18 protein-coding genes are annotated in these 20,895 nt (G+C 46.1%); 12 read left to right on the top strand and 6 right to left on the bottom strand.

Features of this window, described 5'->3' with window-relative positions:
* Positions 1-24: 24 nt before the first annotated feature.
* Entirely contained in the window at positions 25-2,301 is a 2,277-nt protein-coding gene (locus OM978_RS18160; protein WP_264343710.1) for a patatin-like phospholipase family protein, read from the bottom strand.
* Positions 2,302-2,548: 247 nt separating this feature from the next.
* On the opposite strand from OM978_RS18160, the gene OM978_RS18165 reads away from it, so the two are divergent.
* From OM978_RS18165 to OM978_RS18180, 4 genes are read left to right on the top strand one after another with little or no spacing between them, the layout of a single operon-like run.
* Positions 2,549-4,879: an EAL domain-containing protein gene (locus OM978_RS18165; RefSeq protein ID WP_264343711.1), complete on the top strand. Its 2,331-nt coding sequence runs from the start codon at positions 2,549-2,551 to the stop codon at positions 4,877-4,879.
* On the top strand, positions 4,876-5,703 hold the full coding sequence (locus OM978_RS18170; protein ID WP_264343712.1) for a DUF3034 family protein: 828 nt from the start codon (positions 4,876-4,878) through the stop codon (positions 5,701-5,703). Before OM978_RS18165 ends, OM978_RS18170 begins: the two co-directional genes overlap by 4 nt.
* The gene (locus tag OM978_RS18175; RefSeq protein WP_264343714.1) at positions 5,697-6,113 is read left to right on the top strand and encodes a group I truncated hemoglobin; all 417 of its coding nucleotides are present in this window, start codon (positions 5,697-5,699) and stop codon (positions 6,111-6,113) included. The genes OM978_RS18170 and OM978_RS18175 overlap by 7 nt, the downstream gene beginning before the upstream one ends.
* Entirely contained in the window at positions 6,113-7,066 is a 954-nt protein-coding gene (locus OM978_RS18180) for a D-2-hydroxyacid dehydrogenase (protein ID WP_264343715.1), read from the top strand. The genes OM978_RS18175 and OM978_RS18180 overlap by 1 nt, the downstream gene beginning before the upstream one ends.
* Here the strand turns inward: OM978_RS18180 and OM978_RS18185 are convergent.
* A complete protein-coding gene (locus tag OM978_RS18185; RefSeq protein ID WP_264343716.1) occupies positions 7,050-7,904 on the bottom strand; it encodes a kinase in 855 nt (284 codons plus the stop codon). The two genes, OM978_RS18180 and OM978_RS18185, sit on opposite strands and share 17 nt — an antisense overlap.
* A 79-nt stretch (positions 7,905-7,983) precedes the next feature.
* Between OM978_RS18185 and OM978_RS18190 the strand changes: the two genes are divergently transcribed.
* Positions 7,984-9,390, top strand: a complete 1,407-nt coding sequence (locus OM978_RS18190) for a tetratricopeptide repeat protein (protein ID WP_264343717.1) — start codon at positions 7,984-7,986, stop codon at positions 9,388-9,390.
* Positions 9,391-9,449: 59 nt separating this feature from the next.
* Positions 9,450-9,962, top strand: a complete 513-nt coding sequence (locus tag OM978_RS18195) for a hypothetical protein (protein ID WP_264343718.1) — start codon at positions 9,450-9,452, stop codon at positions 9,960-9,962.
* Here OM978_RS18195 and OM978_RS18200 read toward each other — a convergent pair.
* Positions 9,953-10,792 (bottom strand): RluA family pseudouridine synthase, encoded by an 840-nt coding sequence (locus tag OM978_RS18200; protein ID WP_264343719.1) that lies wholly within the window; start codon positions 10,790-10,792, stop codon positions 9,953-9,955. The genes OM978_RS18195 and OM978_RS18200 overlap by 10 nt on opposite strands.
* An 84-nt stretch (positions 10,793-10,876) precedes the next feature.
* Here OM978_RS18200 and OM978_RS18205 point away from each other — a divergent pair, with 84 nt between their 5' ends.
* Positions 10,877-11,545, top strand: a complete 669-nt coding sequence (locus OM978_RS18205) for a choice-of-anchor H family protein (protein WP_264343720.1) — start codon at positions 10,877-10,879, stop codon at positions 11,543-11,545.
* A gap of 40 nt (positions 11,546-11,585) precedes the next feature.
* Here OM978_RS18205 and OM978_RS18210 read toward each other — a convergent pair whose 3' ends face one another.
* Positions 11,586-12,977 carry a PhoH family protein gene (locus OM978_RS18210; protein WP_233008107.1) on the bottom strand — a complete coding sequence of 464 codons (1,392 nt, stop codon included), beginning with the start codon at positions 12,975-12,977 and terminating at the stop codon, positions 11,586-11,588.
* 285 nt (positions 12,978-13,262) lie between these two features.
* On the opposite strand from OM978_RS18210, the gene rapA reads away from it, so the two are divergent.
* The 5 genes from rapA to OM978_RS18235 all read left to right on the top strand — a co-directional run bounded on the left by rapA (position 13,263) and on the right by OM978_RS18235 (position 19,424).
* The gene (rapA, locus tag OM978_RS18215) at positions 13,263-16,178 is read left to right on the top strand and encodes an RNA polymerase-associated protein RapA (RefSeq protein WP_413690729.1); all 2,916 of its coding nucleotides are present in this window, start codon (positions 13,263-13,265) and stop codon (positions 16,176-16,178) included.
* Between the two features lie 11 nt (positions 16,179-16,189).
* A complete protein-coding gene (locus tag OM978_RS18220) occupies positions 16,190-16,843 on the top strand; it encodes an RluA family pseudouridine synthase (protein WP_264343721.1) in 654 nt (217 codons plus the stop codon).
* 185 nt (positions 16,844-17,028) lie between these two features.
* Positions 17,029-18,096 carry an OmpA family protein gene (locus tag OM978_RS18225; protein WP_264343722.1) on the top strand — a complete coding sequence of 356 codons (1,068 nt, stop codon included), beginning with the start codon at positions 17,029-17,031 and terminating at the stop codon, positions 18,094-18,096.
* Between the two features lie 134 nt (positions 18,097-18,230).
* Positions 18,231-18,998, top strand: a complete 768-nt coding sequence (locus tag OM978_RS18230; RefSeq protein WP_264343723.1) for an alpha/beta hydrolase family protein — start codon at positions 18,231-18,233, stop codon at positions 18,996-18,998.
* 81 nt (positions 18,999-19,079) lie between these two features.
* On the top strand, positions 19,080-19,424 hold the full coding sequence (locus tag OM978_RS18235; RefSeq protein ID WP_053424181.1) for a DMT family protein: 345 nt from the start codon (positions 19,080-19,082) through the stop codon (positions 19,422-19,424).
* On the opposite strand, the gene djlA is transcribed toward OM978_RS18235, so the two are convergent.
* Both djlA and murU read right to left on the bottom strand, forming a co-directional pair.
* Positions 19,421-20,221: a co-chaperone DjlA gene (djlA, locus tag OM978_RS18240; RefSeq protein WP_264343726.1), complete on the bottom strand. Its 801-nt coding sequence runs from the start codon at positions 20,219-20,221 to the stop codon at positions 19,421-19,423. The genes OM978_RS18235 and djlA overlap by 4 nt on opposite strands.
* Positions 20,211-20,894 (bottom strand): N-acetylmuramate alpha-1-phosphate uridylyltransferase MurU, encoded by a 684-nt coding sequence (gene murU, locus OM978_RS18245; RefSeq protein WP_264343728.1) that lies wholly within the window; start codon positions 20,892-20,894, stop codon positions 20,211-20,213. Before murU ends, djlA begins: the two co-directional genes overlap by 11 nt.
* Position 20,895: the final 1 nt, after the last annotated feature.

Genomic DNA, 20,895 nt, shown 5'->3' on the forward strand with positions numbered 1-20,895 from the left:
TTAGTTATATCGGCTCTCCTCAGGTTAAAAATTTTGCCCAAGCGATAAATAATAGCGATAGGCCCTGCCATTAATATCATCTTCAGCCCGGCCATACCCCAGATACACAGGGCCAAAAGGGCTGTCCCAGCCAGCAAACAGACTGCTGGCCCAGATCCAATCGGTTTCGTTGGCCAAACTGTCCAGCCTAATCATGTTGCCATGGACCTGACCTTTTTCCAATGAAGCTCCCAGATAAAATGGGGAGTTAAATACACTGAATCTGTTTTCACTCATCTTGTACAAATACACCAGACTGCCGAATTTAACTTCACTGCCAAACAAGTAATTTTTTGGATAACCTGACAAGTTTAATAGTCCTCCTAAAGAAAACTGCTCAACAGCGACCAGCGGATCTCCTGGCGTGTAGTCTTCAAAGCGCCAGCGGGTACGGAGTATATGCCGGGCAAAAAAGCTACGGGCCGCCTGCACCTCAACAGAATGACTACGACTTCGGTTTGTCTGACCTAACGCAGTATCGTCCAGCCATTGCCAGTTCGCACTGATACTAAAACCCCGACTTGGAAATGCAGGGTTATCCAGCCTGTCCCAGACAAAATCCAGCACAGGACCTTCGCGATCATACCTTAATCGGTTAAAACCTAAATCTTCAACTCCTGAACCCGGTATACGGAAATAACCGTCCCTGTTGGTCCAGCCAGAGCTCAATCTGGCGTGATCAGAGATATTCCAGCCAGCTTTTGCTGTCAGCGCAGTTTCTTTATTGGATAAATCTCCCAACGATAATCCTTCAGTATCCTCCAGAGACAAAATAGTGGTTTCTCTCTGGATTTGCGCACTGACAAAACTTGCAGGAGTAAAGACTGGCCAATACAGCTCTGAGCTAATCAGTTTGTCAGTGCCCAGCGCTAACTCATTATGCCACTCTGCTCCTAACTCACTGATATTGGTATAGGTATAAGAGCCCGCTAGCTGGTAATATCTGTTGTTACGAAAGTCGTCTTCCATAGTAAAACGGAAATTTAAGTAACCAGGGCCCCAGCTTTTTTCTACAGCCCGCACTTTTAAACTAGTGTCTTCACCTTGCTTATTTTGTTCCAATTGCAATGACACCCGCTCCAGTGTGTCGACTCCATACACCTGTCGCAGACCTTCTTTAAGCTTTTTGCTGTCGTAACTTTGACCTTCTTTCAGTGCCAGCCTGTGCAACAACACCTTGTCAGACAATAAACTTTGGTTATCCAGCTCAATATGGTCCACTCTGACTGTCGGCTCTTGCTTTGCTCTGTGTGCAGCCAGCCAATCCGGATACTGTTTTGGATAAGCGAAGCTGGCCAATGCTTTGCTTTGTTGTTCTGCGCTGACGCGGCCCGCTTCAATAGATGCAGGTAAGCGATCAAAATCCAAAGTCCCTATCTGAGCCACATTTGGGCTTAACAACAGATCGTCAGGCCCCAATAAGGCTATTTGTTGATCTACCACCTGACGGACTAAGAAATTGGTTAATTGATCAGTCACCGCAAAAGCCGAGTCTAACTGCTCTTTATTCAACAACGGCGCGTCAATCGCCACCGCAATAACACGATCAGCGCCTAAGTCTTTGGCAATACTGACAGGTAAATTATTCGCCACTCCACCATCGACTAATACCCGTCCATTCAGCTCCATAGGTCTTACTACACCAGGAATAGACATTGAAGCCTGTACGGCTTGCAGCAGACTGCCATGACTCATCACCACAGTTTCTCTGTTGGTTAAGTCAGCAGCCACGGCACGAAACGGGATAGGTAATTGATCAAAATGGCTGTGATTTAACTGCGCGCCATAAGCCTCTAAAATAAGTTCTGCCATGGCCTGGCCTAACAACACACCTTTGGGGATTTTTATGCCTGAGCTGTCTAAGCCCAGACCTAATCGGATCGGATAATCATCCTGCTGTTGTTTACGTCGCACTGGCATTTCATCACGGTGAACTTTGTCGCGAAAGCCTGTGCTCCACTCCAGATGATCAAGGATATATTGAATATCATCAGGGCTATGACCGGTTGCATACAAACCACCAATAAAGGCACCTATGCTGGTTCCAACTATTAAATCGACCGGTATACCTTGTTGCTCTAACTGGCGGATCACCCCAAGATGCGCACCACCACGAGCTCCGCCACCTCCCAAAACTAATGCAATACAAGGACGGTCTTTTACTCTGGCGCAAGGCTGCTGCTCCTGAGTCACAGGCTCTGCCGCATACAACACATCACTAAACAAAATTACAAAAAACAACAGTGCCCACTTTGCCTTCATGCACAATCCCTCTGTTATACTTTTCCATATAAGAAATAGGATGAAATATGAATTTGAATAATCAGGTTTTTCTTTGGATCTAACGCTTTAGAGTTGAGTGCACTCTGACTTATTGCTAAGGTTTCAGCAGACATATCCAGACCTTTGATTTTCACTTATGCTGTTTGAGTGAGTGGTTTGATTACACTCAGATTTTTTCTTTGTCTACTATGACAGTATTCACAAGCTGCTGCCACAACGAGGTCAAATGTTCGATTCATTACGTAGCCGGTTGGTTGTTTCACTTATCAGTCTGTTGACTATTCTGGCCTTAGCCAGCGGCCTTGCTACTTTAAATACGATGAAAAAAGATAGTGAACAACAAGCGCAACAAGTACTGAAAGTTGCGGCCAACGTCTTTTTGCAGGCTCTGGAAAATCGTGCCAGCCAGTTGACGAACTCCGTCAGTATTCTGGCCAGCGACTTTGGCTTTCGCCGGGCTGTGGCGACAGCAGAGCAAGAGACAATATTGTCGGTATTGGAAAACCATGGCAGCAGAGTGCATGCTGATTTGGTGTTGTTATTATCCCCTGGCGGTGATCTGCTCGCCAGCACCAGCGCAGACTTGAATAATGACGATGTAAAACCTGTGTTTTTACAAAGCAAAGGCAATCAGTCAGGCACAGTGAATGATATTCTGGTACTGGCAGGCAATTCTTACCAATTGGTGTTGGTGCCGGTCAAAGCCCCCCAAACCATAGCCTGGGTAGGTATGGGGTTTAGTTTGAATAAACAACTGGCTGAACAAATCAAAGGTATTACCGATCTGGATGTCAGTTTCACGACCAATAGTGAAAGAGGCAATCAAACTCTGCACTCCACATTATCTGCTGAAACGCAGCAAAGCTTATTACCTTTGCTGCCGAATCTGGCCGACACTCAACAGCAGCCATTTAGTAGTAATGAAGATCAGTTTTTGTCCCTTGCTTTAGCTCTGGATAAACAACAATTGCTCTGGGCAGTATTGCATTATCCAAGTTCGCGCTGGCAGGAAAGTTATCAGCAAATCCGACAGCAACTGCTGCTCATTTTTGGTTTAAGTTTAACGCTGGCCTTGTTATTAGCTTTTGTGATTGCCCGCAGTATTACTCAACCTTTACGTTTATTGTCCAACTTCGCCAGCCAGATAGGTCAGGGCTTGACGGCCGTAGATTTGCCAGCAGCCAAAGGCGAAATTGGGGTCTTGGGCAATACATTACATAAGATGCAGTTGGATATCCGCAGTCGGGAAGCAGAACTGCTGTTTCAGGCTGAACATGATTCGCTGACAGGACTCAAAAACCGCGGAGCAGCTGAACGTAAATTGGCAGAACTCTTACCGTCACAGGATGTAGGTCTGCTGCTGCTGAATATCAAAAACTTTCGCCATATTAACGATGCGCTGGGTTTTGCTAATGGTGACTCATTATTGCAGCAAATGGCGCAGCGTTTACATCAGTTGCATCCAGCACCTTTGTTAGCCGCCCGTTTAGGGGGCGACGAGTTTTTACTTTTATATAACCACCATTTTTCTGCGTTACAGCTGGAACAACTCAAGCTGCAACTGCATTCAGGCTACTTACTGGCTGACTCACCGTTAAGTCTGAAGGTTTCCATTGGTGCTTACAATATTAATCCGGGCAGCGTGCATGCAACTGATGCAATAAGACGCCTGGATATAGCGCTGAACCACGCCAAACAGCAACAGGGTTTAGTTGCGTTTTATCAGCAAGGTCAGGACGAAAGCCATCAGCGTGAACTGACTATTTTGCGTGATTTACCTGCTGCTCTGCAAAAGAACCAGTTATTTGTGGTTTACCAGCCTAAAGTGGAGTTGGGTAAACAATGCTGTCATTCTGCGGAAGCCTTAATCCGCTGGGTACACCCTGAACTGGGTTTTGTGCCGCCGGATGAGTTTATTAAATTAGCGGAACACGCAGGCAATATAGCACTGGTGACCGAATGGATACTCAACACTGTGGCGGCACAACTGGCTCTTTGGTACCAGCAAGGCCAGCACATCACTGTAGCTGTGAACCTGTCGGCACATGATTTAACCAATGCCCACTTGCCTGAAGATATTGCCGCCTTGCTGAAACTGTACAACCTGCCTTCGTCCGCTTTATCACTGGAAGTCACAGAAGGTGCGGTGATGCAGGATCCAAAACAAGTGATCCTGATATTAACCCAACTGCGTGATATGGGAATTGAGCTGGCGATTGATGACTTTGGCACAGGCCAGTCGTCTTTAGCTTACTTAAAACAGCTGCCGGTACACGAAGTGAAAATTGACAGAGCCTTTATTAAAGACATTGAACACAATCAGGATGACGCTCTGATTGTCAGTGCCACCACTCAGCTGGCCCATAGTTTGGGCTTAAAAGTCACAGCCGAAGGTCTGGAGAATTTGGCAGGCCTGGCAAAACTGCAGCAGTATCAGTGTGACAAGATACAAGGTTATTTTTTCTCAAAACCTCTAACAGCAGAACATTTCATCGAATGGCTGCAGAACTTTGAACAAAACAGCCCACAATGGTTTGAACAAGAAGTAAGTTCATGAAAAACATCTTAATTGGCCTGTGTTTATTAACGGCCAGTAGCAGTTTGATGGCAGGCTCAAAAGTGATAGCTACCGGAGGCGCTACCAACATCGAAGGTAACTCAGGCGGAGGCATAGTGCCATGGGCCACTATCAACGGTTACGGTAGCAGTGACGAATGGTCGGTCAATACCTTTGCTGGCAGAGTTGGGGTTGACGATTTTACGCTGGACAGTATGGGGGTTAGTGCCAGTTTCAACAACCAATGGGAGCTTTCCTACGCCCGACAAAAATTCGCTCTGGATACCATAGGAGGCGAGCTACGTCAGGACATCCTGGGTATCAAATACAAAGTAGCGGGCGAGTTATTGTATACCGCTATGCCGCAGATCAGTATTGGCGCACAGTTTAAGAAAAATCGCGATTTTGCATTACCTGCGGCTGTAGGGGCTGGTGATGATTCAGGCTATGAACTTTATATCGCAGCCAGCAAAGTGTTTTTTGATGCGATAGCAGGCCGTAACCTGCTGCTAAACGCCACAGTGCGATCTACTGATGCCCATCAAACGGGTTTGTTAGGTTTTGGTGGTGAAGATGTTGGACACAAACTGATGTTTGAAAGCTCGGCTGTATTACTGCTGAATTACAATCTGGCTGTAGGCGCTGAATTTAAACAAAAGCCGAATCAGCTTGGTTTTGCCGACGAACAACACTGGCGCGACTTATTCGCTGCCTGGTTTATTAATAAAAATGCGTCTGTCGTATTGGGTTATGTCGATTTAGGCGATATTGCAGGCTTAACAGAACAAACCGGCTTTTATTTTTCAGTGGAGGGCACATGGTGAAGTACCTTTTGCTGTTAGCGACCTTAGTTTTAACCGCATGCCAACAAAGCCCGGAAACGACTTTATATCAGCGTTTAGGTGGCGAAACCGGAGTTGAAAAGATTGTTGATGGCGTCCTGTATGGCATCGAACATGATCAGAGCATAGTGCATCATTTTTCCGATACAGATATTCCTCGTTTTCGTCGTTTGTTGATAGAACAGTTTTGTGAACTCTCAGGCGGTCCCTGCAAATACACCGGGGCATCCATGCAAGAAAGTCATACAGGTTTTCAAATTACCCAAGCCCACTTTGACGCACTGGTGAATCATTTAATCACCGCTATGCAGCAGCAGAAGGTTGCTATCGAAGCACAAAATGAATTTCTGGCGATTTTAGCACCTATGTATAAAGACGTGGTGTATCGCTGATGACAACACAAGTCGTTTTTCTTGATGCAGCCACTATGGCTGACACCGATCTGAATCCGCTGCAATTAGCTGAAGTCCATTTAACCTTGTATCCACAAACTTCTGCTGAGCAACTACTGAATCACGCCAGCGGTGCACAAGTGCTGATCAGCAATAAAGTACCGCTGGATGCCAAAGCCATTGCTGCCTTGCCAGAGCTACGCTGCATTCTGGTGGCAGCCACTGGCGTGAATATAGTTGATATCGCAGCCGCCAAAGCCGCTGGCATAGTGGTCTGTAATGCTCAGGGTTATGCAGGTACTGCGGTTCCGCAGCAGGTGTTTGCCTTGTTGCTGCAACTGACCAACCATATTCAGTCTTATCATCAGGCCGTGCAGCAAGGATTGTGGAGCCAAAGCCCACAGTTTTGCCTGCATTTGCAGCCTATAGAAGAGCTTGCAGGCAAAACCATGACTTTGCTTGGTTATGGTGATTTAGGCCAAGCGACAGCTCGTCTGGCTGAAGCTTTTGGTATGAAGGTTCTGATTGCAGAACGCCATGACGCCACAGAAACCCGCGCAGGCAGAGCCGCCTTTGAAGCAGCGCTGCGTCAGGCTGATGTGCTGTCGCTGCATTGCCCTCTCACTGACAGCACAGCAAAACTGATCAATGCAAAAACCTTAGGCTGGATGAAACCCACTGCGCTGCTGATCAATACAGCCAGAGGTGGACTGATTGACGAAGCCGCTCTTGCAGAAGCTTTAGCCCAAGGCACAATAGCAGGCGCAGCTTTGGATGTCTTGAGTACTGAACCACCTGCTGTTGCTCACCCTCTACTTGACCGTGCCCTGCCTAACCTGATCATTACACCTCATGTAGCCTGGGCCAGTCGTCAGGCCATGCAACGTCTGGTACTGCAACTGTCTGAAAATCTGCGGGCTTTTATCTCACAAAAGCCTATTCGTCAGGTGTAAGGCTTAGCAGCTTATGATCCTGATCCTGATCCAGCGTCAGCATAAAATCTGCCAGGTCAGGCAATTGCCGCCAACTCTCGCACGTCAAACGCTCGAAATACAACATAAAGTGTTCAAGCTCATCGGGGCTTTTGCCCAAGCCCCGCTGCTGTAAAGGCAGCTCCTGCCAGGCCCGCCAGCGACATACAGCCTTCCAATCCGGCGCATTGAGCCAGATCAGGCTGTCTGACTCTTGCCAGATTTGCTGATAATCAGTGGCAAGCTGCTGATTGACCTTGCGCCTCCATAGTGCGTCAGTATCCTGTAGCTGCTCCAATAGATTGATAGGAGAAAGCAGAGCTTTCTCTGCCTGAGGCTGCAGCCCAACACACCAACCTTCGAGGATCAACAAACGCGCCTTTGTCTTCTCTGAGGGGCGAGCTATACAATCCAAACCTTTATCATAGCGCTGCCAGACCTGAGCTTCGCCGCGCTTGAAAGCCTGTAATTGTGAGAGCAATAATGCTGTGTCATGTGTGCCCGGCACTCCACGCTCAGCGAAAAGCGGGTGCCAAAGCTGAGCTCTATTGAATCGTTTCGCGGGCTCAAGGTAATAATCATCCAGCGACACTACATCAGACAACACATCTTGTGTCGCCCATAACTGCTGCAATGCTTTAGCCAGACTACTTTTGCCACTGCCCTGTGCCCCACTGATACCAATAATCAATGTCTGAGATGGCTGAACCAGGCTTAATCGCCTTAATTGTTCATTCCATAAGTTCTGGTTGGACAACTGCAGTTTCAGGCTATACAAAAGCCACTGCCTCAGCCACAAATCACTAGTGTTTTCAATCACTAAGCACCTCATCGTTTTCATCTGGCTGTCTGATTTTCTTTCAGTTACACTGCGTTGTCTATTTTTGGAGAACTATTGCATGCGTCATGCTTTCTGCATTTTTTTGTTGCTGTTTACTTTTGCTATTCAGGCCGCAGATTTGACTCAATTAATGGAGCAAGTCAAAGCGGATCCACAAGGGCAACTCGACGCACAAGTAAAACAACCGGCCAAAACAGCCCAAGACTATTTCTTGTTGGCTTACAGTCATTATGTGCTGAAGAATAAAGAGGCCGCACTGGAATTCAGTAATAAGGCCATGACCTTAGAGCCAGATACTGAACTCGCTGGCCGTATCTTATTGATGCAGGCTTTAACTTATGGCGTATTTTATCGCGATACTGCATTGGCGATTGAAAAACTAAAACTGGCTCAGGCGATTTTGCCGGATGAGGATAGTGCAGCCACGCTCAATCTGCGGATGGATATTCTGGAAAGTTTTGCTCAGGCGTACAATCAGTTAGGCAATGCAGAACTTGCGATGAAAGCAGCAAATGAAAGCCTGACTCTGGCCACACAAGCTGCAGATAAACAGCGTCAACTGGATTCCATGATCACGTTAGGTCGTTTGCATTTAAACAACAACAATCTGACCAAAGCCTATCAACATTTTAGAGCAGCTTTACCGCTTGCCAGCGAAATGGGTGATCAACAAGCCATAGCGTCCATCAGCATGCGCCTGGGTATGGCCTATCAAAAACTGGAACAACACGAACTGGCATTACAGCACTTTACTGAGGCAGCGCGGCTTTATCAGCAGTTAGATAGCTTGAGCGCCCGGGTTAATGCACTGATTAATATTGGTGACAGCCAACTGGTGCTGAAACAGCTGGAAAAAGCCAAAGATACCTACAACACAGCGCTGAAGTTAGCTGTGGATAGCGAAGATCCTTATATGCTGATCTCCGCTCATGTCAGCTTGTCGGAGCTGGCAACGGAACAAGGTGATCTGGATCAATCCGAACAATTGCTTATTAAAGCTCACCAGTTAGCAAGTCAGGTGTCAGCACAATCGATCAAATCGGAAACCGCTTTATTTCTGGCCACTGTATTTATCAAAAAACAAAACTATAGTGCGGCAAAAAATATGCTGGACGAGGCAGCACCTGAACCGGAAAAGCTGGCGGCTTATCTGAAACGCAAACATTTAGCCTTAAATGCAGAATTAGCGGCGCTTGAACAAGAATGGCAACGAGCCTATCAGCTGGAAAAAACAGCCAACCAGCTAGAAGTTGCACAATTGAACGACACCAGCAAAATACAACTGGATAGTCTGCAGACCAGTCTTGAATTGCAACTGCAGCAAGAAAAACAACAACAGCAGCATCTGGATCAGCAAAACCAACTGAAACAATGGTTACTGATCACGTTAACCTTGTTAGCTCTTGCTGTTTTTATGTTGCTTTTGTTGCTGAGTAAGCAGAAAAAAACCGATACGGCTCCCTGATACAGGTATCACAGTGGCGTAGTTTTACCGAATTATTACTGCACCATCATCAGGCTAAAATGCAAGGCCAGTTGCTGGTCATAGTGCTGGAGCAAACACCTGCACTGTTAAATAAAGGGATACGGCATACGAAGGCCGACCTGAGCCTGTTCAGGGCTGGCTTGGATCAATCGCTGTTTTGGGTTGAACAGGAGCAAGAGTTCTGGCTGTATTGTGCTTCAGAACAGCAGGCGGCTGAGCTGCAACATCAGTTGCTCCAAACTATTCCAGCAGACTATGTGGCGCATTGCGCTGTATTACCTTTGCATGCATTATTGTCCAAACGTATTTGTGAGCAGGATTTAGATGCATTACGTGAATTGGTTTGGTACAGCCTGTCTTTGGCGCAGCAGCAAGGCTTCAACGGAGCTTTGGCATTTAACTATGAATGCCAGCAGAACCGCCCCTGTTCCTGGCAAACTGATAACTTACGACAGGATTTATTCAACGCCATTAGCCTGGGTATATTAAAGGTTCAGGTGAATGGCGTTTCATTGAGTGATAAATTACGACACCAACTGGGTCAGATTTGAACCTGTAGCAGGTTGGCTGGTAACTCAAACTCCATAGCGGTTTTGCGGAAAGGACAAATAAATTTCAGCTTTACCGCTTGCAACATCAAACCTTGTTCATTTTTATTGCCAGAACCATAAGCAGGGTCGCCCATCACAGGGTGTCCTGCTTGTGCAAAGTGACGGCGGATCTGATGTTTACGCCCAGTGATCAACTTGACACGGATTATGCTGGCGCGCCGCTCTTCGGAATAAGACTCCAGCTCAAATTCCGTCGTGGAGGCTTTATCGTCCAGCGGTGTGCTCAAGGCTGCTTTTGCAATCAGCTCGTCTGACAACTGACCTTTGACTTCAATCCGATATTCCTTATCAATTTTGTGCTGCTGCAGCATCAGACTAAAAGCAGCTGCCGCCTGCTTAGTATGAGCGATCAGCACCAAGCCACTGGCTTCGCGATCCAACCTGTGCAATAAAAATACCTGACGTTTACCTTGCCAGTGCAGTTCTGCAAATCGCAGTAAAGACAGATGATCCCCCCATTCATTGCCTTGCGACAACATACCAGCAGGTTTAAACCAGACACTATAGCCACGGGCTTCGTGAATAAGAACTGCAGGATCGCAGCTGCGTTGCAGTAACTGCTCGTCGTAATTCAGCTCCAGACTATCACCTGGCAACAGATCCGCCTGAGCACGGCGTAATCTTTTATTTTGTTTGCCACGCCGCCACAAGACTGCACCTTTGTTCATCGCGTCTTTCAGACGACCTTTGCTCAGTTGTGGTGCTGCGACAACCAAAGCCTCAATAGCCTGTTGTGCTTCGGTGATCTGGAGTTTTTTCGTCAGTTTCAAATTATTTATTCACTTAAAAAGAAGTTCAGCCAGTATTCATGGCGATTAGCCTGTAATGATACCAAAGCTAAGGAGGCTCTGTGTATGCGTAAATTTTGGTTGGTCAGTTTATTTGCCATAAGTTCTGGCATGGTACCCTTTTTCACTCTGGCCGCGCCTGCAGAAATTGCATCCACCAAAGAGTCATTTAAGTTGCAATCCGAAGTGGCGAAAACCGCTAAACCTAAAACAGCATTGCGTGCCAGTGGTGCTTTAATTCAAAGTGTCGAAAACAATGTCTGGTTTGATACCATCGACATTTCATTTGATTCAGATTTAAATAAAAACGGCTTTTTCCACAGCTTGTATGTCCGTTTTGATGCCGATACTAACTACGAGTCCGTCCCTGTATACGTACATTTTGCACTAAAACGTGCGGGTGCCCCTGAAGTCATTATTCACACCAGTTCTGTGTTTACGCTCTATGGCACCAGTGCAGACGACTGGTTTGCGATAGAAAGTGAACTGCTGCATAGTTTGCCGCCGGCTTATTACGACCTAGTGATCCGTGTCTATGATGCTGACTACAATGATTTACTGGCGGAAATTTCAGGCTTTGACGAACCGGCATTAGCAGAGCTTCCACTGGAAGATTTCTCGTATGACGAACCCCAGGTTGTGATTGTTGAAGAAGACAGTGGCAGTGTGGGCTGGTTTAGCCTACTGGGACTGGTTGGCGTTGCTCTGACCAGACGCAAATTTAAAGCCGCATAACAGATAAAAGCCCCGCTTATTGCGGGGCTTTTGTTTTCAATTATAAATTAGCCTCAGCAAAAGATGCCAACCGGCTACGTACTACACCATTGAGATTGATGGTGGTACTGCCTTCAAAGTTTTTAAAACGCTCCACTATATAAGTTAAACCAGAAGTCACAGCTGTCAGGTAATTGCTGTCGATTTGTGACAAGTTGCCTGAACAAATCAACTTAGTGCCTTCACCACAACGGGTGATGATGGTTTTCAGCTGCGCCGCACTTAAGTTCTGACATTCATCCAGCAGCACTATCGCATTCTGGATACTGCGTCCACGCATAAAGTTGACTGATTTAAACTGAATATTGGCCTTATCCATAATGTATTGCACGCTAGCATGCGGGTGTTCATCGGTTTTATGTAGCACTTCCAGCGAGTCAGTAATAGCCGCCAGCCATGGCGCCATTTTTTCTTCTTCAGTGCCGGGTAAAAAGCCAATAGACTCCGCAATTTCTGGCGTGTTGCGGGTCACTATGACTTTGTCGTACATGCCCTTCTCAATCACCAGCTCCAACGCGGCAGCTAAGGCAATTAAGGTTTTACCACAACCTGCAGGGCCAGTCAGAATGACCAAATCCATATCCGGGTCGAGCAAGGCATTTAACGCCATCGCCTGATAAATATTTTTTGGATGAATACCCCAGGCGTGTTTGTGCATCAAACGCTCAAAACCTAAATCAAGAATTTTGATTTCCTGCTCATTGATGTCCAGCACACGACCAGCAAAAGTTTCGGCTTCGTCAATCAGGTATTCGTTGATATACGCATTAGGTAATACGGAACGTGGTACAAAATGGTAGGTTTCACGCCCTTCATTGTGGGTGCGGCAGTCTTTGACTACAGACCAGAAATCGCCTGAAAACTTGTAATAGCCTTTGTATAAAAACCGTACATCATCAATCAACTGGTCGGTACGGTAATCTTCAACCAGCTTCAACCCTGCCCCTTTGGCTTTCAGGCGCATATTGATATCTTTGGTGACCAGTATCACTTTGGTCGGCGCTTTTTCCCGCTGTAAAAATAACGCTGTATTAATAATTAAATGATCGTTTTCACCACCAGGTAATCCCGGAATTTGGTCGCTGATATGATGGTCGTTGATAATAAATAAATGACCAGCATTTTTTTCTTCAATAGGACTTGGTAAAGCAACCCCTTGCAGCATCTCTTCAGGAGAAGCGTCTTTGAGTACATCTTCCAGGGCTCGAATCGCAATACGGGCTTCACGGCTGACGTCTTTGTGTTTGTCTTTGATGTGGTCTAATTCTTCGAGCACTGTCATCGGGATAACAACATCGTGTTCCTGAAAGTTTAAGAAGGCGAAAGGTTCATGCAGTAGAATGTTGGTGTCCAGAACGTATATTTTTTTATCTTTAGCTCTTCTTCGCGCCATAAGCAGCTCCTTAGCGACAATAAAAACCATGAAAGTTCATGGCAAAAATACAACAATCCTTACTTGGGTATACGCATCTGACTGGCTCCCTGATGTTTTGGTTCAGTGGGAAGGAAGATGTCAGTGCTTTTATTCATTTGATCTAAGCTTAGAGCAAAAATGCACTGCCTGTATGACCAATAGATGACGATTTTTAATCTATGGAAAAAAATACGTCATTACAGCTGATGCGGTATCAGGCATTTCGCTGTACCATGGCGCGCCATTTTCTGCAGTGAGGACAAGATGATAAAATTTGCTTTGGGTCAACGTTGGATCAGCGACAGTGAGTCGGATTTAGGTTTAGGTACTGTGATTGGGCAGGAAGGCAGGATGCTGACTTTGCTGTTTCCGGCCAGTGGTGAAAACCGTCTGTACTCCATTCTGGAAGCGCCGCTGACCCGTGTTCAGTTCAACCCGGGCGATACAGTCAAAAGTGCCGAAGGTTTTTCTTTATTAATCAGCGAAGTTGAAAGCAAAAACGACTGTTTTATTTATCATGGCACCCGCACTGACACTGATGAAACCGTGGCACTGCGTGAGTTGTTTCTCGATCATTTTATAAGTTTCAGTCAACCACAAGACCGCATGTTTGCAGGTCAGGTCGATCGTTTTGAAACCTTCCCTTTGCGTTACCAGAGTTGGCAACATTTGCATCAGCAGCAACAAAGCCCGTTGCAAGGTTTAGTCGGCGGCCGGATGAGCTTGATCCCACATCAAATTTATATAGCGGAAGAAGTGGCAAAACGTCACGCGCCACGTGTATTACTGGCTGACGAAGTAGGTCTGGGTAAAACCATCGAAGCAGGTTTAATTATCCACCAACAAGTACTGGCAGGTTTAGCTAAACGAGTTCTGGTGGTCGTGCCTGAATCGCTGCAGCATCAGTGGCTAGTGGAAATGCTGCGCCGCTTTAACCTGAAGTTTTCTATTTTTGATGATGAACGTTGTGTTGAATCCTCATTGGATGGCGGTAATCCGTTTGAAACCGAACAGCTGGTTTTAACCAGCCTTGAGTTCCTGGTAAAAAAACGCAGCCATCACCAAAAAGCCGTCGATGCAGACTGGGATTTGTTAGTCGTAGACGAAGCTCACCATTTGCACTGGAGCGAAGAAGCGGCCAGCACTGAATATCTGCGTATTGAAGAGCTGGCAGAAGGCACTGCAGGTTTAATACTGCTGACCGCAACTCCTGATCAACTGGGTCATCAGAGCCATTTTGCCCGCTTACGTTTATTAGACCCAAATCGTTTCCACGACTACCAGGCTTTTATTGCAGAAGAGCAAAGCTACAAACAAATCGCTGATTTGGCTGCGGTAGTGCTGGAGCAACACCCTTTGAGTGATGCATCGGCTCAAGCTTTAGGTCAGCTACTCGCTGAAAGCAATGTGAAAGCAGCATTAGCCACATTACAAAACACCAAGAGTGCCGATGAAGAGACTGAGCAAGCCAGACAGCAGTTATTAAATCAATTGCTAGACCGTCATGGCACAGGCCGGATTTTATTCCGTAACAGCCGTAGCGCGATTTCAGGCTTCCCACAACGTCAGCCACAGGCCGTTGCACTGGAATTACCTGAGCAGTATAAGAACGCATTAAAAGTACAACAAGCTTTTAATAAACAACAAAGCCTGGAGCAAAAAGCCAAAGCCAGTTTATTTCCTGAGCGCGTTTTTCAGGAGTTTGAAGGTAAAGCCAGCAGTTGGTGGCAATTTGACCCTCGGGTCGATCATCTGATCGCCTTGCTAAAACAGCATAAACGCAGCAAATTCTTACTGATCTGTGCTCATGCAGATACAGCTATCGCATTAGAAGAAGCAGTTCGCGTACGGGAAGGCATTCGCGCTTCGGTATTCCATGAAGGCATGACTATTGTTGAACGGGATATGGCCGCGGCTTATTTTGCTCAGGAAGATAACAGCGCTCAGATGCTGATCTGCTCAGAAATTGGCAGTGAAGGCCGAAACTTCCAGTTTGCTCATCATCTGGTGTTGTTCGATTTACCTCTGAACCCGGATTTACTGGAACAACGTATCGGCCGTCTGGACCGTATAGGTCAAACCCAGGATATTCAAATTCATATCCCATATTTTGCCGATCATCCACAGCAAGTATTGCTGGACTGGTATCAACAGGGTTTACAGGCGCTCAATCAGACCTGCCAAACCGGACGCTCCGTGTTTGAACAAGTTACCACTGAACTCTTTGAACTGCTTTGTGCCAACGTTATGGATCAAGACGCTGTGCAGGCGTTGATCGCAAAAAGCGCAGAACTGAACCTGCAACTGAAACAAAAACTTGAACAAGGTCGCGATAAACTGCTGGAAATCAACAGCTCTGGCAGAGGCAAAGCCAGTGAGTTGGCGGAAGCCATCGCTGTTTTGGATGATGAAACTCGCTTGCCTATGTTTATGTTACGGGCCTGGGATGTGCTGGGTGTTAATCAGGACGACAGAGGTGAAAACAGCATGGTGCTGACTATGTCAGAGCATCTGCATAGCCACTACCCTATGCTGGACGATGACGGTATCAGCGTGACCTTTGACCGGGCGACCGCTTTAGCTCAGGAAGATATTCAGTTTTTAAGCTGGGATCACCCTATGGTGCAAGGCACTCTGGATATTCTGACCAATGAGCAAATGGGCAATAGTTCTGTGGCTTTATTGCCAAACAAAGCCCTACCCGCCGGCACCTATTTTGTAGAATTTGTTTTTATAGTCGAAGCCAGTGCGCCAAAAGAGCTGCAACTGGGTCGTTATTTACCAGTGACTCCAGTGCGCCTGCTCTTGGAAAAAAATGGGAAGAATCTGGCTGCAAATGTTGGCTTTGAGCAGTTTAATAAGCAATTAAAGCCTGTCGGCAGACAACCTGCAGCCAAGATGGTGAAGGCTTTACAAAGCTTTATCCATCCGTTGATAGGTAAAGCGCAGGAGCTGGCCTCAGCACGTTTAATCGAAGTCCAGCAACAAGCACAGCAATTAATGCAACAAAAGCTCAATGCACAAATTGAACGCTTACAGGCGCTACAGAAATTGAACCCATCAGTGCGCCCTGAAGAAATCGCGCATTTACAAAAACAGCAACAAGAATTAACAGATTACATCAGTAAAGCAAGGTTAAAATTTGACGCATTGCGAGTAGTTGTTGTCAGCCATGACTAAAAGTGAATACAATGTTACTTGAGTACAAGCCGCCAACAACGCCTTACCTGGATATTGTTTATCAGGATGAAGACATTCTAATCCTGAATAAACCCAGCGGTTTGTTGACTGTTCCAGGCAAAGCACCTGAACATAAAGACAGTCTGGAGTACAGGGTGCGGCTGGTGTGGCCTTTGGCTCGCATAGTGCACCGGCTGGATATGGCGACGTCAGGTCTGGTGGTCATGGCCATGCATGCACAAAGTCAGCGGGATTTGAACAAACAGTTTGAATTACGCCAGACCAAAAAGCGCTATGTTGCTTTATTGGAAGGACAAGTGCTTGTTGATCATGGGTCTGTTGATTTACCTTTATTGTGTGATTGGCCGAACAGACCAAAACAAATGGTGCATTTTGGATCCGGTAAGCCGTCACTTACGTACTTTAGTGTGCTTGAACGGAATAAGCATCAGACCAAAGTTGAGTTAACGCCTGTCACAGGACGTTCTCATCAACTGAGAGTGCATATGTTGTGGCTTGGGCATCCGATCCTCGGCGATAAGTTTTATGGCACTGAACATGGAAAAGTTTCAGTGCCTCGACTTCAGTTACATGCTTGCGCTTTGAAACTAAGGCACCCAACTTCAGGAACTGAGCTATATTTTGAAGTTGATTGTCCTTTTTAATCAAAATGACAGCTGTAATTGATTGCTTTGTTAACCTAACGTTCAGTTATATAAGGTAAACTTGGCATCAGGGTAAGAAGTCAGATGGATATCTGACTTAAATTCTTAATAACGAGCAGCTAGATTTGACTAAATTTTTTAGTTGAATAGAATAGCCGCCGCAATTTACCTCTTAGGAGATATGGATGAAACTAAGTACTAGCGCAATCGCCATTATGGCAACTTTACTTTCGACAGCTGCATTAGCAGATAGTTCAAAACCTTTAGTCACTGACCGTGCGTACGGTTCTGTATTTGGCGAATACTACATGCCAGATGGTGACAAAACTGAATCTGTAGAATGGAACTACCTGGACAAAGGTTTTGGCTATGGCTTCGAGCTTGGCTACAACATCAACGAAACTTGGGCAGTACGTTTTGAATTCGCCAGAGATCGTCTGGAACAATTAACATCTAACGCTAAGTTTGATGCTGACCGTTTCGGCGTTGACGCCCTGTATAATGTTGCGAACACAGGCATGTATATTGTCGGTGGTCTGAAGCATTTTGACGTGGAAGCAGGTCCTGATTCTGACGCAGTGAATTTAGGTGTTGGCTACCGTCATTATGTTGACGAACGCATCTCTTTATTCGCTGAGATGAACCGTTTCCAGGGTCTGAACAGTAACTCTTACGGCGATGCTAATTTAAAAATTGGTGCATCTATACTGTTCGGTTCAGCACCAGCGATGTCAGAGCCAACTCCAGCACCAGAGCCAGTAGCTGCTCCTGTGGTAGTAGTTGCTGATAGCGACAACGACGGTGTACCTGATGCAAACGACCTGTGCCCAGGCACTCCATCTACAGATAAAGTAGATGCAACTGGTTGTTCAATCTTCACTGAAAAAGAAGTGAACTTCACGTTAAAAGCTCAGTTTGCTAATGACTCAGCTGAAATCAAACCAGAATACAGAGCAGAAATCGCTGATTTAGCAGCATTCCTGAAACGTTTCCCTGGTACTGATGTTGAAATCGGTGGTCATGCTTCAAACGTAGGTACTGCTGCTTACAACCTGAAGTTATCTGAGCGTCGTGCAGATGCAGTAGCTAAAGTATTGTTAAACGAACACGGCATCAGTGCTGGTCGCGTAACAGTAAAAGGTTACGGTATTTCACGTCCTAAAGTTGAAGGTAATACTCCAGCTGCTCACGCTGCAAACCGCCGCATTGAAGCTGTTGTAACTGCAACTATCAAAGAAAAAGTAGAACGTTAATCGCTACTGCCTGAAAAAAGCCGCCGTAAGGCGGTTTTTTTATAACTCCGTTTTGTCTTATTCACTCTCTTCAATAAAGTTTTCCTAGCTGATGCCGATACCCTGTTCAGATTTCCTTCTTTCTGAGCTAACTGATGCCACCAAAATTTTTAGTTGTTCTGCTGCTACTGAGTTGCAGCACCGTGGCTTCAGAACCGATGTCTATGGAAGAGTGGCATAAATCCGATTTGACCTGGCAGTTACCAGCGGATGAAATTACCGAATTATTAGCTGGAGACAAAAGTTTTCTGGCGTTAAAAAGGGCCGCATTTACCGCAAAAGTAAAAGGTACTATTTTATTTGTCCCCGACTGGTCACAACATGCCTCAAGCCCGAAATATCTAAATTTACTCCGTAAAGAATTTAACGATTATGGCTGGGATACCTTAGCTATCGCAGTACCAGATGCCCCTTTCGAAAACGATACCCCAAGTTTAGACAGCTATAAAGAACAGCTACAGCAACGCATAACTGTAGCAATGACCAGTGTAATGACAGAAAGCAGCACCATCATTGTGGTTGCTCAAGGTAGCAGCGCGGCCTTGATTAGCCAGCTTTATGCCGACAAAAAACTACAGGAACCTCAATCTCTGATCTTGCTGGAAGCTTATTTACCTCAAGCCGAGCAACAACGTAGCTTGCCTCTTGCTATCGCCAAACAGCAGGTTCCTACTTTGGATTTGAGGCAAGAAAAAGGGAATCAACAAGTTGCAGCACAATGGCAATTAAGAAGACAGCTGGCAAAGCAGCAACAAAAATTATTGTATCGCCAGCGCGAAATCAGCGGGCTGATTGCGCAGGCAGAAACCCAGCAGCGGGTATTTAAAGAAATTCATGGCTGGCTGAGCTACCAGGGCTACTAAAAATCGCTTTTCCGCTGCTAAAAAACTATTACACTGTGCGACATCAATTTCCCTGTCACCGCTTGCCAAAGAGGCCGGACTATGTCGCCCTTAATCCAAACCGTATTGTTGCTGACTGCCAGTAATATTTTTATGACCTTTGCCTGGTATGGGCATTTAAAGCATTTTAAAAGCTCAGCGCTGTATATTGCTATTGCGGTGTCCTGGGGTATTGCTCTGTTTGAATATATGTTGATGGTACCGGCTAACCGTATAGGCCATCAGGTGCTGAGTCTGGCTCAGCTGAAGATTTTACAAGAAGTGATTACTTTGAGCGTCTTTATTCCATTCGCCGTGCTCTATATGAAAGAACCCTTTAAATGGAATTATGTCTACGCTGGTTTGTGCCTGATGGGTGCAGTGTATTTTATGTTTTTCCGCGACTAACCTCCTTGTTTGCGGATCAATTCATAAGCAGCTTGAATATCCTGAGTCTTTTGTTTGGCCACATCCATCAGCTCAGGCGGTAATCCTTGCGACATCAACTTATCCGGGTGGTGTTGCGACATCAGTTTTTTGTAAGCCTTTTTTAGTTCAGCTTCAGAGCTGTCTGAACTGATGCCTAAAATTTTATAGGCATCTTTTAATCGGTTTCCTGCATCCGCTGCTCCGCTGCTACTGCTTTTGGTAAAGCGGGCTTCGGCTTCATAACGACCTAACATTTGTTCCAGTTGAGTACCACTGATCCCTAAAGCCGAAGCAACCTGTGTCAGGATCTTCTGTTCTGCGCTACTTAAATTTAAATCCACATAGGCCGTGCTAATTTGAATTTCCAAAAACATCAGCAACATATCTGGTCTGGTTCTGTAAGCAGATTTGAATTCTGCCAATTGCTCCAACAGCGGAAAATCAGCTTGTTTGCCATGACGAAAAGCGGCTTGTGCCTCTTGTTTCTGTGTTGCTGTTAAGCCTAACTGCTCCATAAAAACTGTTGCTTGCTGAATATGAGATTGAGTCACTACACCGTTAGACTTAGCGATATGCCCCATCACAGCGAAAGTGTTATAACGGAAAATCCCCTGAGCTTCTGATTTATCGCGGGAAAAACCATTAAACCCGCCACGGCTGGCAAAAGTTCCACCATAAGCTTTGTCGAACCAGTGTCCTACCAATAAACCAATAAACAAACCCGGAATTTTCAGTAATGCCATGCCAAATAAAGCCCCCAGAATTTTACCCCACATGTCCGGACTCCAGTTGTGCAGATAATTCTGTGAGTCGCTGCACTGTGCCTATATCGTGCCAGACACCCTGATAAAGCTCTGCTGTCACTTTATTTTGTTGCATAGCCTGTCGTAAATAAGGCGCTAACTTTTGCTTACCTTCCGCCACTGGATGAAAAAACTCTGGCTGATAAATAGCGATGCCACTGAAAGTAAAGCACTGCTGAGCTTGTGCAATGGCATGACCCGTTGTATTGATACCGAAGTCACCTTCCGGGTGCTGCGGCGGATTCGGCACCAGCACTAAATGCGCTAAGCAGTCTGCCCGCAGCTTGTCGCTCAGCTGCTGATAAGGGTAGTCACAAAACACATCACCATTCACTACAACAAAAGGAGCATCTCCCAGCAAAGGCAACGCTTTTTTTATCCCTCCGGCAGTTTCAAGGCCTTCTGAACCTTCATCAGAGTACTGAATAGTCACCCCAAACTGTTCGCCAGTACCTAAATGCGCAGGCAACAAATGCCCCAGCCAGGCATGATTAATCACAATATCTTGCAGACCTGATGCAGAAAGAGCCTCAAGGTGATACTGGATCAGTGGCTTGCCTGCAACGGGCAACAGAGGTTTTGGCAACAGATCGGTTAAAGGACGCATGCGCTCGCCACGACCAGCAGCTAGTATCATTGCTTTCATA

The organism is Rheinheimera sp. MM224 (assembly GCF_947090785.1).
Classification (GTDB): domain Bacteria; phylum Pseudomonadota; class Gammaproteobacteria; order Enterobacterales; family Alteromonadaceae; genus Pararheinheimera.